Origin of the sequence: Mycobacterium yunnanensis (genome assembly GCF_025823185.1) — a bacterium.
Lineage (GTDB): Bacteria > Actinomycetota > Actinomycetes > Mycobacteriales > Mycobacteriaceae > Mycobacterium > Mycobacterium yunnanensis.
In genome coordinates this window covers 587,330-600,475 of the sequence record NZ_JACKVK010000013.1, presented here as the reverse complement: position 1 = coordinate 600,475, position 13,146 = coordinate 587,330, and the positions used below count along the sequence as shown (strand labels likewise).

At 68.1% G+C, this 13,146-nt stretch carries 13 protein-coding genes; 10 read left to right on the top strand and 3 right to left on the bottom strand.

Annotation, left to right across the window (positions count from 1 at the left end; translation table 11 throughout):
• Positions 1–4 precede the first annotated feature (4 nt).
• Positions 5–748, top strand: coding sequence for a creatininase family protein (locus tag H7K45_RS26495; protein WP_263999063.1), 744 nt, complete (start codon positions 5–7; stop codon positions 746–748).
• Positions 749–750: 2 nt separating this feature from the next.
• Positions 751–1,434, top strand: coding sequence for a TetR/AcrR family transcriptional regulator (locus H7K45_RS26490; RefSeq protein ID WP_263999062.1), 684 nt, complete (start codon positions 751–753; stop codon positions 1,432–1,434).
• Positions 1,435–1,438: 4 nt separating this feature from the next.
• Here the strand turns inward: H7K45_RS26490 and H7K45_RS26485 are convergent, their stop codons facing one another.
• Entirely contained in the window at positions 1,439–2,452 is a 1,014-nt protein-coding gene (locus tag H7K45_RS26485) for an aldo/keto reductase (RefSeq protein ID WP_263999061.1), read from the bottom strand.
• A 117-nt stretch (positions 2,453–2,569) separates the two neighbouring features.
• Between H7K45_RS26485 and H7K45_RS26480 the strand changes: the two genes are divergently transcribed.
• Entirely contained in the window at positions 2,570–2,998 is a 429-nt protein-coding gene (locus H7K45_RS26480) for a CBS domain-containing protein (RefSeq protein ID WP_263999332.1), read from the top strand.
• A gap of 13 nt (positions 2,999–3,011) precedes the next feature.
• Positions 3,012–3,611 (top strand): GNAT family N-acetyltransferase, encoded by a 600-nt coding sequence (locus H7K45_RS26475; RefSeq protein WP_263999060.1) that lies wholly within the window; start codon positions 3,012–3,014, stop codon positions 3,609–3,611.
• Here H7K45_RS26475 and H7K45_RS26470 read toward each other — a convergent pair.
• Positions 3,608–4,225 (bottom strand): type II toxin-antitoxin system PemK/MazF family toxin, encoded by a 618-nt coding sequence (locus H7K45_RS26470; protein ID WP_372512648.1) that lies wholly within the window; start codon positions 4,223–4,225, stop codon positions 3,608–3,610. The two genes, H7K45_RS26475 and H7K45_RS26470, sit on opposite strands and share 4 nt — an antisense overlap.
• A gap of 105 nt (positions 4,226–4,330) precedes the next feature.
• Here H7K45_RS26470 and lepA point away from each other — a divergent pair, with 105 nt between their 5' ends.
• The 3 genes from lepA to H7K45_RS26455 are packed head-to-tail and all read left to right on the top strand — an operon-like array spanning position 4,331 to position 7,596.
• Positions 4,331–6,190: a translation elongation factor 4 gene (gene lepA / locus H7K45_RS26465; RefSeq protein WP_263999331.1), complete on the top strand. Its 1,860-nt coding sequence runs from the start codon at positions 4,331–4,333 to the stop codon at positions 6,188–6,190.
• A gap of 3 nt (positions 6,191–6,193) precedes the next feature.
• The gene (locus H7K45_RS26460; protein ID WP_263999058.1) at positions 6,194–6,892 is read left to right on the top strand and encodes a sensor domain-containing protein; all 699 of its coding nucleotides are present in this window, start codon (positions 6,194–6,196) and stop codon (positions 6,890–6,892) included.
• Positions 6,889–7,596: a sensor domain-containing protein gene (locus H7K45_RS26455; protein WP_372512647.1), complete on the top strand. Its 708-nt coding sequence runs from the start codon at positions 6,889–6,891 to the stop codon at positions 7,594–7,596. The genes H7K45_RS26460 and H7K45_RS26455 overlap by 4 nt, the downstream gene beginning before the upstream one ends.
• Here H7K45_RS26455 and H7K45_RS26450 read toward each other — a convergent pair.
• Positions 7,593–8,987 (bottom strand): LLM class flavin-dependent oxidoreductase, encoded by a 1,395-nt coding sequence (locus H7K45_RS26450; RefSeq protein WP_263999056.1) that lies wholly within the window; start codon positions 8,985–8,987, stop codon positions 7,593–7,595. The genes H7K45_RS26455 and H7K45_RS26450 overlap by 4 nt on opposite strands.
• 169 nt (positions 8,988–9,156) lie before the next feature.
• Here H7K45_RS26450 and H7K45_RS26445 point away from each other — a divergent pair, with 169 nt between their 5' ends.
• The 3 genes from H7K45_RS26445 to H7K45_RS26435 are packed head-to-tail and all read left to right on the top strand — an operon-like array spanning position 9,157 to position 13,145.
• Positions 9,157–10,509, top strand: a complete 1,353-nt coding sequence (locus H7K45_RS26445; protein ID WP_263999055.1) for a sugar ABC transporter substrate-binding protein — start codon at positions 9,157–9,159, stop codon at positions 10,507–10,509.
• A 1-nt stretch (position 10,510) separates the two neighbouring features.
• Positions 10,511–12,109 (top strand): sugar ABC transporter ATP-binding protein, encoded by a 1,599-nt coding sequence (locus H7K45_RS26440; RefSeq protein WP_263999054.1) that lies wholly within the window; start codon positions 10,511–10,513, stop codon positions 12,107–12,109.
• Positions 12,110–12,113: 4 nt separating this feature from the next.
• Positions 12,114–13,145 (top strand): ABC transporter permease, encoded by a 1,032-nt coding sequence (locus H7K45_RS26435; protein ID WP_263999053.1) that lies wholly within the window; start codon positions 12,114–12,116, stop codon positions 13,143–13,145.
• Position 13,146 lies beyond the last annotated feature (1 nt).

Genomic DNA, 13,146 nt, shown 5'->3' with positions numbered 1-13,146 from the left:
TCCGATGAGCCCCCGCTGGGAGGAGATGACCTCGACCGAGCTCGCGCGGCGGGTGGCCGCCGACCCCGACTGCGTCGGGCTGATCCCCGTCGGAGCCACCGAGCAACACGGCCCGCACCTGCCCGTCGGCACCGACACGATCATCGCGACCGCGCTTGCCGATGCCGCGGCGGGGGACGCCGCCGTCGTCCTGCCTCCGATACCGTTCGGCGCCAGCTTCTTTCACGGTACGACGGTGGCGGGCACCGTCGCCGCGAGTGGCGTGGAGACTGCGGCCGCGGCGCTACGCGTCGCACGGGCGTGCGTGGCATCGGGGGTCACGCGGCTGCTGTTCGTCAACGGGCACGTCGGCAACGCGGCGCCGTTGTGGATCGCCTGCGACGAATTTCGGCGCGAGTTCCCCGACGCACGCGTCGGCGTCATGCAGTGGTGGGAGCTGACACCCGAGATCGCCGAGCAGGCGACCGCCGACGCCGTGGACTGGCACGCCAACGCAGCGGAGACCTCACTGATGCTCGCGGTGCGTCCCGACCTGGTCGACGTCGACGCACTGGCCGGGGCCGACGACCCGGATCGCACCGCGGGCACCGTCTTTCGCTACGCCCTCGACCAGGTGTCCTCCAACGGCGTGACCGGGTTCCCGTCGCGCGCCTCCGCTGAGCAAGGAGAGCGGCTGTGGCATGACGTGGTCGCCGCCGCCTCGGAGACCGTCCTGCGCGCGCACCGCGAACGCGCACCGCTGAGCTAGCCGTGTCGACGCCACGACGCCGCGCGCCGCGTGCCGGCATCGTCGACGCGGCCACGAAGCTCTTCTCCGAGAAGGGGTACGCGCAGACCACGATGAGTGACGTGGCCCGTGCCTCCGGCCTGCAGCAGTCCTCGCTGTACTACTGGTTCCGCAGCAAGGAGCAGCTGCTGCAGGAGACCCTCGCCGTCAACCGGGCGTCGCTGGACTTCATCGCCGAGGTGGGCCCGGGGTCCGGCTCGCCTGCTCTGAAGCTCTACCGACTGTTGCGATTCGACGCCATGCAACTCGCGCTCTCGCCCATGGACTTCAACGAGATCGAGCGCATCGCCCATCAGCAGCGCGCCGACTTCCACCAGTTCTGGCGGGACTACGAACGGCTCACCCAGTGGGTCGTCGACCTCATCGGGGCCGGTGTCGGCGAGGGCAAGTTCGTCGACTGCGACAAGGCGCAGACCGCCGAGCTGCTGTTGTCCTTCGGCGAGGGCGCCCAGAAACGCGCGCGGCTCACCGCGGAAGCCGGCGACAGGGTGGCGGCGGCCGTCCGCATCGGTGAGCAGGTCGCCACCCTCAGTCTTCGCGGTCTGCTCAAGCGACCCGGCGACGTGGAGCGCCTCCGCACCCAGGCCGCGGCCTTCGACGACGTCGCCGTCGCGATGCGGGGGGCGGGACCGGCGGACGACGACTGACGGGTCATTCCCGCCCGGCCGACACCCACCCGAGATCGGCGTTTCGATGGCCCGAGACTGCCGCCCCCGCCGCGTCGAGGCGGGCGAGTTGGTCGTCGCTGAGTGCCACGTCGAGGGAGTCGAAGTTCTCCTTCACGCGGGCGGCCCTGCGGGTGCCGGGGATCGGAACCGACGCCACGCCGAGCTCGTCGGCTCGGTAGCGCAACCACGCCAGCGCGATCTGTGCAGGCGTCGCCTCGCGTTCGTCGGCCACGGCGCGGATCACCTCGACTACGGCGAGGTTCTCCTGCAGCGCGTCGTCGGCGAACCGCGGGAGATTGCGCCGGAAGTCCGAGGATTCGGTTAGATCGGCCGACGAGGTGAGCGTGCCGGTCAGGAAGCCCCGGCCCAGCGGGGAGTAGGGGACGAAGCCCACCCCGAGCTCGGCGGCGGCGGGCACCACGCGGGCCTCGACGTCCCGGCTCCAGATGGACCATTCGCTCTGGACGGCGGCGATGGGGTGCACCGCGACGGCGGCCCGCAGTTCGTCGGCGGTCACCTCGGACAGGCCGAGGTGGCGAACCTTGCCCGCGGCGACCAGTTCGGCCATCGCGCCGACGGTTTCCTCGATGGGCACCGACACGTTGCGCCGGTGCATGTAGTACAGGTCGACGACGTCGGTCCGCAGGCGGCCAAGGCTCTCGTCGATGCACTGCTTGACGTAGGCGGCGTCACCCCGCGCGCCCGGTTTGCCGGAGGCGCGGTCGGCCGGGTTGCCCACGATGCCGAACTTGGTGGCCAGGGTGACCTCGTCGCGCCTGCTGGCGAGGAGGTCGGCGATGAGCCGTTCGTTGGCCCCGCCGCCGTAGACGTTCGCGGTGTCGATGAACGTCACGCCCAAGTCGAGGGCCTGGTGCAGCGTCGCCAGCGACTCGGCGTCGTCGACCTCGCCGTACACCGGGGTCAGCGCCATCGCGCCGAAGCCGATGGCGCTGGTGGTCAGGTCGTCTCCGAGTGTCACGGTGTCGGTCACGGGCATCCTCTTTGGTCGGGTGTGGCGCAGGTCTCCGGTGGAGGCAACCGGTGTCGAGGGCATTGTGTTCCGTCGGGAATCGGTTCTACTCTGATGTGAGCCACGTCACAGGAAGGGATGTCCGTGCGTATCGCCGACGTGTTGCGGAACAAGGGTGCGGGCGTGCTCACCACGTCACCCGACACCGTGGTCAGGGACCTGGTCAGCGGGTTGGTGAAGCGCAACGTGGGCGCGATGGTCGTCGTCGGCCCCGATTCGGTGGTCGGCATCGTGTCCGAGCGCGACGTCGTGCGGATGCTGCACGAGCACGGAGTCGAGGCCCTGGAATGCCGTGTCGCCGACGTCATGACCACCGACGTCGTCACCTGCACGTCCGAGGACACGGTCGACGGCCTGAGCGCGCTGATGACCACCCACCGGGTGCGGCACGTACCCGTCGTCGACGACGGGCGCCTGGCCGGCATCGTCAGCATCGGAGACGTGGTGAAGACCCGCATGGAAGAGCTTCAGGCCGAACGCGAGCAGTTGGCGGCCTACATCACCCAGGGGTGAGAGCATCGGTGGCATGCAAGCCAGGCCTGCGAACCGTGCCGACGTCTCAGCGCTCTCTGCGACCCTGGGGCGGGCGTTCTTCGAGGATCCCGTGATGGCGTGGATGCTGCCCGACGCCGACGTCCGGCGCCGCAGGCTGCACAAGCTGTTCGAGGCGATGACCCGGCACCACCACCTCTCGCGCGGCGGCGTGGAGGTGGTCCTCGACGACGACGGAGGCATCGGTGCGGCCGCGCTGTGGGATCCACCTGGGCAGTGGCGGCACACGTCCGCCGAGGAACTTCGGGCCCTGCCGGCAATGCTGCTGACCTTCGGCCGCTCGGTGCGGCGGGGGATGGTCGCCGACGACGCCATGAAGGCGGCCCACCCCGAGGAACCGCATTGGTACCTGGCGGTCATCGGCAGCGATCCGTCGGTTCGTGGCAAGGGCCTCGGCAACGCGCTCATGAGGTCGCGTCTGGACCGTTGCGACGCCGAGCACGCGCCGGCCTACCTGGAGTCGAGCAATCCGGACAACATCCCGTACTACCAACGCTTCGGGTTCGAGGTCACCGGCGAGATTAGGCTGCCAGGCGGCCCGGCGTTGTGGCCGATGTGGCGGGCCGCCCGCTAGCGCCAGGAGTAGTCCGCCCGCAGCCGCGCCGCGACGATCTCGAACGTCCCGCGTTCGAGGATGGCGCCTTCGCGCCGGATGCTCTCCTCCGGCACGTCGAGCACCCGGTCGAGCCTTACCCAGCTCGGGCGGCCCTCGTGGTCCCAGCTGCCGCTGCCGATGTGCACCCAGGACCGGTCGCCGGCGTGCCGTTCCTGGCTGGACAGCATGAGCCCGAGCAGGGTCGTGCTGTCGCGGCCCACGACCAGGACGGGGCGGTCCTTGCCGCGGGAGGGGTCCTCTTCGTAGACGACCCACGTCCACACGATCTCGCCCGGGTCGGCCTGGCCGTCCAGGTCGGGGGCGTAGGCGATTCGACGGGCCCGGCGGTGGGTCGGCGCGCTGTTCTTGGTGACCGGTCGGCCGGCGGTGATCGCCTGCTGGGGATGCTGTTGCTGCTGAGAGGCCGCGATCACGCTGAGGCCGACGTCGATGCCCATCCGGATGCCCTGGCCGAGGGTGCGCGGCACCGTCTCGGGGTTCTGCAACTGCCGGATGATCTTCGGAGCCTCGCTGAACACCAATTTCTCGGTGGTCTTCACAATCCGCTGCCACGGACTCAACTGAGGAGCCATGGCGTCGAGCATAGGACGTCTGGCGCGGCGGCGATTGTGTCGATGGGGCGGCGGCTCGATATCCTGGACGGGCGCAGCGCCGCTGCCATGTAGCCCCACCAGGAGATTCCCATCAGCAGCTTTGCCGACAAGACGTTCACCGCGCCGGCTCGGATTCGGAACTTCTGCATCATCGCGCACATCGACCACGGAAAGTCGACGCTGGCCGACCGGATGCTCGGCATCACCGGCGTGGTCGCCGACCGTGACATGCGCGCGCAGTACCTCGACCGGATGGACATCGAGCGCGAGCGCGGCATCACCATCAAGGCCCAGAACGTGCGCTTGCCGTGGACGGTCTCCACCGACGGCGTCGACGAGCAGTTCGTGCTGCATCTGATCGACACGCCCGGTCACGTCGACTTCACCTACGAGGTGTCGCGCGCGCTGGAGGCCTGCGAGGGTGCGGTGCTTCTGGTCGACGCCGCCCAGGGCATCGAGGCGCAGACGCTGGCCAACCTGTACCTGGCGCTGGATCGCGGTCTGACGATCATCCCCGTGCTCAACAAGATCGACCTGCCGGCCGCCGACCCCGACCGCTACGCCGGTGAGATCGCCCACATCATCGGTTGCGAGCCCGAGGAAGTGCTGCGCGTCTCGGGCAAGACGGGCGAAGGGGTCCGAGAACTGCTCGACGCGGTCGTCCGGCTGGTGCCGGCGCCCGTCGGTGACCCGGACGCGCCCGCCCGCGCGATGATCTTCGACTCCGTCTACGACATCTACCGCGGCGTGGTGACCTACGTCCGCGTCGTCGACGGCAAGCTCAGCCCGCGCGAGAAGATCAAGATGATGTCCACGGGCACCACCCACGAGCTGCTCGAGGTGGGCATCGTCTCACCCGAGCCCAAGGCCACCGAGGGGCTCGGCGTCGGCGAGGTCGGCTACCTGATCACCGGCGTCAAGGACGTCCGGCAATCCAAGGTCGGCGACACCGTCACCGTGGCGCGCAACGGCGCGACCGAGGCGCTGACGGGGTACCGGGAGCCGCGGCCGATGGTCTACTCGGGTCTCTACCCGGTGGACGGCTCGGACTACCCCAACCTGCGCGACGCCCTGGAACGGCTGCAGCTCAACGACGCCGCACTGACCTGGGAGCCGGAGACGTCGGTGGCGCTGGGGTTTGGTTTCCGCTGCGGCTTCCTCGGGTTGCTTCACATGGAGATCACCCGCGAGCGTCTCGAGCGCGAGTTCGACCTCGACCTCATCTCCACCGCACCGAACGTCGTCTACCGGGTGGTGATGGACGACGGCACCGAGCTGGTCGTCACCAACCCGTCGGATTGGCAGGAGGGCAAGGTGCGGTCGGTCTTCGAGCCGATCGTCAAGACCACCGTCATCGCGCCAAGCGAATTCATCGGGACCATCATGGAGCTGTGCCAGTCCCGCCGCGGCGAGCTCGGCGGCATGGACTACCTCTCACCCGAGCGCGTCGAGCTCCGCTACACGATGCCGTTGGGCGAGATCATCTTCGACTTCTTCGACTCGTTGAAGTCCCGCACGCGCGGGTACGCCAGCCTGGACTACGAGGAGGCCGGCGAGCAGGAAGCCGACCTGGTCAAGGTCGACATCCTCCTGCAGGGTGAGGCGGTGGACGCGTTCAGCGCCATCGTGCACAAGGACGGCGCGTCGGCCTACGGCAACAAGATGACCACCAAGCTCAAGGAGCTGATCCCGCGTCAGCAGTTCGAGGTCCCGGTGCAGGCTGCCGTGGGATCGAGAATCATTGCGCGCGAGAACATTCGAGCCATCCGCAAGGACGTCTTGAGCAAGTGCTACGGCGGTGACATCACCCGTAAGCGCAAGCTGCTCGAGAAGCAGAAGGAAGGCAAGAAGCGGATGAAGACCATCGGCCGGGTCGAGGTGCCGCAAGAGGCCTTCGTCGCGGCGTTGTCCGCGGACGCCGCCAGCGACAAGCCGAAGAAGTAGCCCGTGCGGTGGCCGACGGGCACCGTGGTGGCGGCCGTGCTGTTGGCCGGCTGCGCCCACACGGTGCCGGGGGTGGCCACGCCCGCCGCGTCGGCGGTGAAGATCCTGCCCACCGAGGGTGAGATCGCCTCCGATCTACCGAACACGTTGAGCACCTTCGGGTTTCGGCCCTTCATCGGTGGGGTGGAGATCCTGCCCGACGGATACCGTACCGAGGCGGACGCCTCGCCGATCGGCTGCGCCGCGGTCACCGACACCGCTCCGCGCATCGTCTACGAACCGCTGCCCGTCGTCGAGGCCGCGCGGCAGAGCTACTTCAACTGGGACGAGGGCGTCGACGCCTCGGGTGCGGACGCCGCGGTGGTGCGGCTGTCCTCCGCGGCCGCCGCGCGCGACGCGTTCTCCACGTTCACCCGGCAGTGGCGGCAGTGCGCCGGCACCACGGTGGTCAAGCACGTGGGTGCGGCGGTGATCGACGCCGCCGTCTCCGACGTCACCGACCAGGGCGCGGTCGTCTCCGCGACGGTGCGCACCCGCCAGCGGCCGGGCAGCGCGCAGACGCGTTACGAGCGGGCGCTCGGCGTGCGGGACGCGACCCTCGTCGAGGTCTCGCTGGCGGTGACGCCCGACGGTGACCGCCAGCCGGATCCGCGGGCCTGGGCCGTGGGCATCGCCAAGACGATGCTCGGCAAGTCACAATGACGATCGTGAAGCGGTGTGTCCGGCTGTGTGCGGTGCTCGCCGTGGCGGCGGCGGTCGCCTCGGGGTGCGCGAACACGGTCGAGGGCGTGGCGGTGCGGGACGCCGACGCCAACCCGACCGACGTCCGTCCGCTGCGGGAATCGCAACTCGAGGACGTCATGCTGAGCATCGCCCAGCTCAACGGGATCGCCGGGGCGACGCAGATGGAGGTGATCCTCACCGGCGAGGAGATGTCGGACAATTCCGACGCGGTGTCCGATCCCGACTGCCTCGCCTCGATCTTCGGCGCCGAGGACCTGGTGTACCGCTCCAGCAGCTGGACGGCGGTGCGTGACCAGGTGGCGCGCGAACCCGGCGACGACAATCGGCATTGGATGGAGCAGACCGCGGTGCTCTACCCGACCGAACGGTCCGCCAGGGACTTCGTCGACGCGTCCACGGCGGCCTGGCGGGGCTGCAGCGGGTTCTCGGTGGCCGTCGACGACGAGGCGACCAGTTCGATCTGGTTGATCGGCGAGGTGCGCGTCGACGGTGACGTCGTCACCCAGAAGGTCGCGCAGGAGGACTCCGACGGGTGGGAGTGCCAGCACGCGCTCTCGACGGTGGCGAACCTGTCGGTGGAGACCATCGCGTGCGCGTTCGGCGTGAACGACGAAGCGGTGTCCATGGTCCAGGCGATGATCGCGAACGCGGCCAGGCTCTAAGCCGCGCCGGTGGTGCCGCGGCCCGGGGTGAAGGCACCCCGGTAGCGAGCCGCCGGATGCCTCTCGGGCAACAGATCACCGCCGCCGAAGACCTTGGCCCTGGTCGTGCCGCGGGCGTAGTCACGCTGGGCCAATCCGCGGTCCTGCAACACCGGTATCACGTGGTCGACGAAGTCGGCGTAGCTTCCCGGGATGGTGGCGTTGACCACGTTGATGCCGTCCACTCCTGCGTCGCGCCAGCGTTCGAGTTGATCGGCGATGGTCTCCGGCGTGCCGACGACGCGGGAGTTGCGTCCTTGCAGCAGACCGAGATCGCGCACGGTGGCGTCGCGGCCGGAGACCGATTCGCGAACCCAGGCCACGATGCTGCGCGTCCCGTCGGTGTCTCCGATGTCGCCGAGCGGGGTGTCGAGCGGATGGCCGCCGAAGTCGACGCCGACGGCACCGGAGAGGTGCGCCACCATCGCTTCGAGGTCGATGGACTCGTCGAGTTCGTCGGCCTTGCGACGGGCCTCGGCCTCGGTGCCGCCGATCACGAAGTGCAAGCCCTGGAAGAACTTCAGATCGCCCGGGCGGCGACCGGCGGCCATGACGCGACGGCGGGTGTCGTCGACGAGCGCCTTGGCCTGCTCGGGGCCCGGGGTGATGATGAATTGCGCCTCGGCGTTGCGGGCGGCGAAATCCTCTCCTGCGGAAGACGATCCGGCCTGGAAGAGCACGGGTGTGCGTTGCGGTGACGGAGCCACCAGGTGGGGACCCTCGACGCGATACCTCTTTCCGACGTGGTTGATCTTGTGAATCTTGGCGTAGTCGCCGTGCAGTCCGCGCTGGCGGTCCTGCAGCAGTGCACCGTCGTCCCAGGACCCTTCCCACAGCTTGTAGACCACGTCGACGTATTCCTCGGCCCAGCGGTATCTCTCGTCGTGCTCTTCGAGGTCGTCGAAGCCAAAGTTGCGCGCGGCGTTGGCGAGTCCACTGGTGACGATGTTCCACGCGATTCGGCCGTTCGACGCGTGGTCGAGGGTCGAGATCTTGCGGGCGAAGTTGAAGGGGTGCTCCTGGATCACCGAGCTGGTGATCGCGATCCCGAGATCGTCGGTGGCGTAGGCGATCGCCGAGGCGATGACGCCGGGGTCGTTGCTCGGAATCTGCAAACCGGATTCGACGTATTTCTCGTAGGATCCACCGAAGTCGCCGTAGAGGCCGACGACGTCGGCGAAGAAGATGAAGTCGAACTTGCCGCGTTCGAGGATCTTCGCCAACTCCACCCAGTGGTCGAGTGAGTTGAAGTTCGTCTGGCCCGCGTCGGGCTGGCGCCACGTGCCCTGCAGGATGTGGGAGGTCGTGTTCATCACGAACGCCGAGAAGTGCAGCGGTGGTGGGGTCGGCATCGGCCGAGGATCGCCTGAGGTGCCGTCGTGGACAACGGTTTCGATCACGGTGGTGTCGATCTCCGGCTGACCACGATCCGGGTATTCATCACCACGAGCGAGATGCTCGGCGCTGCGTGGAGATCGAATTACGGTCATGCCGCATGCACGCCATGAAGACGGGTCGGCCATGACCGCGGACGGCACCGGCGACGAGCGCCCGGTGGTCGACTCCCTGCTCGAACGACTCGACACCTACGGACTTGGGCGGCGGCAGTTCGTCAAGCTGCTGGCGGGCGCGGGCGTCGCGGTGGCCGCCGGTGGCACCCTCGCCGCGGTCGGACGTCGCAACGTGGACAAGACGGGTGCGGTCGCCTACACCGACGGTCAGTTCGCCCTGCTGAACTGGTCGTCCACCGGCGACTACCAGGTGCAGTGGGCGAAGGCCTACCAGGAGGCGGCCAGCCAGCTCGGTTACAAGAGCGTGGTGCTGGACGGAAAGTCCGATGCCGCAGTCCAATCCAATCAGTTCAACCAGTTGCTGACGCAGCGGACCACGGCGATCTTCGTCGGGTTGAACGATCCCGGCGCGTTGCCCACCCTGGCCCACGACTCCAACGACAACGGGGTGTTGTTCCAGGCGGCCTGGAATTCACCGGCCTGGTACACCCCGTGGCATGGCGATGCCGACGGGGACAAGTACAACGCCTTCCTGATGCCCGACGAATACGCCGCGGTCGGCAAGGCGGTGGACGTACTCGCCAAGCAAATCGGAGAGCAGGGCACGATCGTTCGGGTCGGTGGCTACTACCCGTCCATCGACGGGTGCGAGGTGCAGCGCCGCTTGGCGGTCCATCACACGCTGAAGAAGTACCCGAAGATCACATTCGCCGGTGAGTTGCACGCCAAGTACGACGCAGATCTCTCGCAGCGCGCCGCATCCTCGCTGTTGGCCCGCTACCCGGACACCGTCGGGATCGTCGCGGTGAACGACGACGCCGCCACCGGAGTCGTGGCGGGGATCGAAGCGGCAGGCAAGGTTCCTGGCAAGGACGTCTTCGTCGTCGGTGCCAACGGATCCACCGCGGGAATCGAGCGGGTGCTCTCGGGCAAGCAATTGGCCACCACCGGGAACGTGCCCGCCTACCCGTCGTTCGTGACGCTGGCGCAGTTCCACGACCGGCTTCGGGGCTGGAAGCCCGAACCCGCCGAACGCTTCTACGGCTGGCACGCCGAGATCATCACCCGCGACAACGTCGAGGTGTTCAAGAAGCGATACGTCGACGGGCCGATCGGCCAGTCCTTCGACGTCAAACTCCTGTCGCGCACCGAGCACCCAGATGACTTCGACCTGCAATTCGACGGCTATCCCGTCGAGGACCTCGACCTGATCTGGCCGGATGTCCCCAAGCCGAAGGGCTTTCAGTACCCGGAGGCCTATCTCACCGCCAAGCGCAACGGTGACTTCGAGCGGATCCGCGCGCTCTACAAGGAGCACTACCGAACTCCGGTCCTCGGTCCGTCCCCGGTGAAGGGAGTGTGAGATGAGCACCCCCACGGCCGAACCCCGGCTGCAAGCCACGAAGATCGTCAAGTCCTTCGGTGCGAACCGCGCTCTCAAGGGGGTCGACCTGACCGTCGGCGACGGCGAGGTCGTCGGTCTCATCGGCGAGAACGGCGCCGGTAAGAGCACGATCCTCAACATCCTCTCCGGGGTGTTGCCTCACGATTCCGGGTCACTGGTCCTCGACGGCCGCGAGATCTCGCCGAAGACCTACCAGGAGGCCAATCGCCTTGGCATCTTTCGGGTCTTCCAGGAATCCGCGCTCGTCGACTCGCTGGCGGTCTACGAGAACGCGTTCTTCGGTTGGGAGCACCTCTTCCGGTCCCGCACCGGTGGACTGGACCGCCGCAAGTTGAAGCGGACTGCGGAAGAGGCTCTGAACGACGCCGGAGTCGACGATCTCGACGTCACGTCACAGACTGGCTCGCTGACCCCGGGACAGAAGCAGAGCGTCGACGTAGCCCGGGTCACGGCGCTGGCCAAGCTGCTCGAGGTCGAGCGACCCGTGGTGCTCTTCGACGAGCCGACCACCGCGCTCGACCATCGGCACGAGGACAACTTCCTGCGCCTGCTGGAGCGTTTGCGCGGGGTGGCAGCGGTCGTGTTCGTGTCGCATCGTCTGCCCGAAATCCTTCAGACCACCGATCGCATCACGGTCTTCAAGGACGGCGAGTCGGTCGGACACCGGCCGACGGCGGGCACCGACGAAGGCGAGCTGCACCGGCTGATGGTGGGTCGCGTGCGGACCGAGAACTATTACCGTGAACATTCCCAGCTCGACGTCGCCACCGACGGGCCACCGCGACTGGTCGTCGAATCCGTCAGCGGGGCAGGGGTTCTCCGTGATGCTTCACTGCAGGTGTCACCCGGGGAGATCGTCGGCCTTGCGGGTACCGAGGGCTCGGGCAAGCGCGTGCTCGGAGAGATCGTGGCGGGGGTGGTGCGCCCGACGTCCGGGCGGGTGCTGGTCGACGGCGAGGAGGTGACGGGGTCCATCGGTGACCACGTCGCCGCAGGCATTGCCTACGTGCCCCCGGATCGCGCGGAGAAGGGTTTGATCACCACCGCGTCGATCGTCGACAACGTCCAATTGGCCTCGTTGCACGACAGATTCGCCACCAAGCGGGTCGGTCTGTGGGCCGTCGGGCGCGCGCGCAAGGTCACCGACCGATACGTCGGGGAGCTCGGGATCGTGACCGAGAGCATCGACGCGCCCGTGTCGTCGCTGTCGGGTGGCAACGCGCAGAAGGTGCTGATCGCGAAGTGGCTGTTGCGTCAGCCCGACGTGCTCGTGCTCGACGAGCCGACCCAGGGCGTCGACACCGGTGCCCGCGAGGGCATCTACGACCTGCTGCGGCAGGTCGCCGCCGCGGGTACCTCGGTGATCCTCGTCAGCGACGACCTCCCGGAACTGATCGGGCTGTCCAACCGGATCGTCGTCGTCACCAACGGCCGGATCTCGGCGGTCGTCGACGCCCCGGCCGGCGCGAAACCGGACGAACACGACCTCGTCGCCCTGATGATCCCGGGCGCCGAACCCGCCGCACGCCCAGTCCCCACCCCTACCACCGTCGGATGATGCCATGACCACTGAACTGACCCCTTCGATCACCACAGTCGACGAGCCGGTGACCGCCGGCGCAGTCGACGAAGGCCGCACCGCGATCCGCGGACGGCTCAACGTGGTTCGCGACGTCCTGCCGCTGGCAGCTCTGCTGGCGCTCGTCGTGTTCTTCTCGGTGCGCGCCGAGGCATTCCTGAGCGCGGCCAACCTCACCCTCATCAGCGGGCAGGCCGGCATCCTCTTACTCGCCTCGCTGGGCGCGACCCTGGTCATCGTCGCGGGCAGCGTCGACCTGTCGGTGGGGTCCATTGCGTTGCTCACCGGTGCGATCGTGGCGTTGCTGATCAACGCAGGGGTGGCGAATCCCGTTCTGGCAGTGCTCATCGCCGTTGCGGTGGGAGCGGCCATCGGGCTGCTCAACGGGGTGGTGTTCGCCTACGGCCGGGTGCCGTCCTTCATCGCGACGCTGGGCACGCTGTCGTTGTTCGCCGGCATCGGCTTGACGATCCTGCAGGGCAGCACCATCAACTTCACCGATCAGGGCATTCGCGATCTCGCCATCGGGCAGTTCATCCCGAACATCCAGAACGCCGCCTTGATAGCCATCGTCGCGTTCCTGGTGGTGTGGTTCTTCGCCCGCCGCACCAGGTTCGGGCTCTACGTGTATGCGGTCGGCGGCAACGAGCGCGTCGTCGAACTCGCCGGCGTCAGCACCAGACGGGTGAAGGTGCTGATCCTGACCGTCTCGGGTATCACCGCGGGACTGGCGGGATTGCTGCTGACGGCTCAACTCGGTGCGGCGGGTCCTACGACGGGCTCGACGATCCTGCTGGACTCGGTGGCGGCGATCGTGATCGGCGGCACCGCCCTCTCGGGTGGCGTCGGCGGTGTGGGCAGGACGGTGCTCGGCGTGCTGATCCTGACGGTTCTGTCCAACGGCCTCAACCAGATTGGCGCGGCCGACTACACGCAGACGGTCATCAAGGGTCTGGTCATCATCGTCGCCGCGGTGTTCACCATGGCATCGCAGCGGAAGCTGATCGTCAAGTAGC

Excerpts from the sequence above, each read along its gene's own strand:
- H7K45_RS26495 (WP_263999063.1), top strand. The coding sequence starts at position 5 with ATGAGCCCCCGCTGGGAGGAGATGACCTCGACCGAGCTCGCGCGGCGG.
- H7K45_RS26485 (WP_263999061.1), bottom strand. The coding sequence starts at position 2,452 with ATGCCCGTGACCGACACCGTGACACTCGGAGACGACCTGACCACCAGC.
- H7K45_RS26475 (WP_263999060.1), top strand. The coding sequence starts at position 3,012 with ATGCAAGCCAGGCCTGCGAACCGTGCCGACGTCTCAGCGCTCTCTGCG.
- H7K45_RS26470 (WP_372512648.1), bottom strand. The coding sequence starts at position 4,225 with ATGGCTCCTCAGTTGAGTCCGTGGCAGCGGATTGTGAAGACCACCGAG.
- H7K45_RS26455 (WP_372512647.1), top strand. The coding sequence starts at position 6,889 with ATGACGATCGTGAAGCGGTGTGTCCGGCTGTGTGCGGTGCTCGCCGTG.
- H7K45_RS26450 (WP_263999056.1), bottom strand. The coding sequence starts at position 8,987 with ATGCCGACCCCACCACCGCTGCACTTCTCGGCGTTCGTGATGAACACG.
- H7K45_RS26445 (WP_263999055.1), top strand. The coding sequence starts at position 9,157 with ATGACCGCGGACGGCACCGGCGACGAGCGCCCGGTGGTCGACTCCCTG.
- H7K45_RS26440 (WP_263999054.1), top strand. The coding sequence starts at position 10,511 with ATGAGCACCCCCACGGCCGAACCCCGGCTGCAAGCCACGAAGATCGTC.
- H7K45_RS26435 (WP_263999053.1), top strand. The coding sequence starts at position 12,114 with ATGACCACTGAACTGACCCCTTCGATCACCACAGTCGACGAGCCGGTG.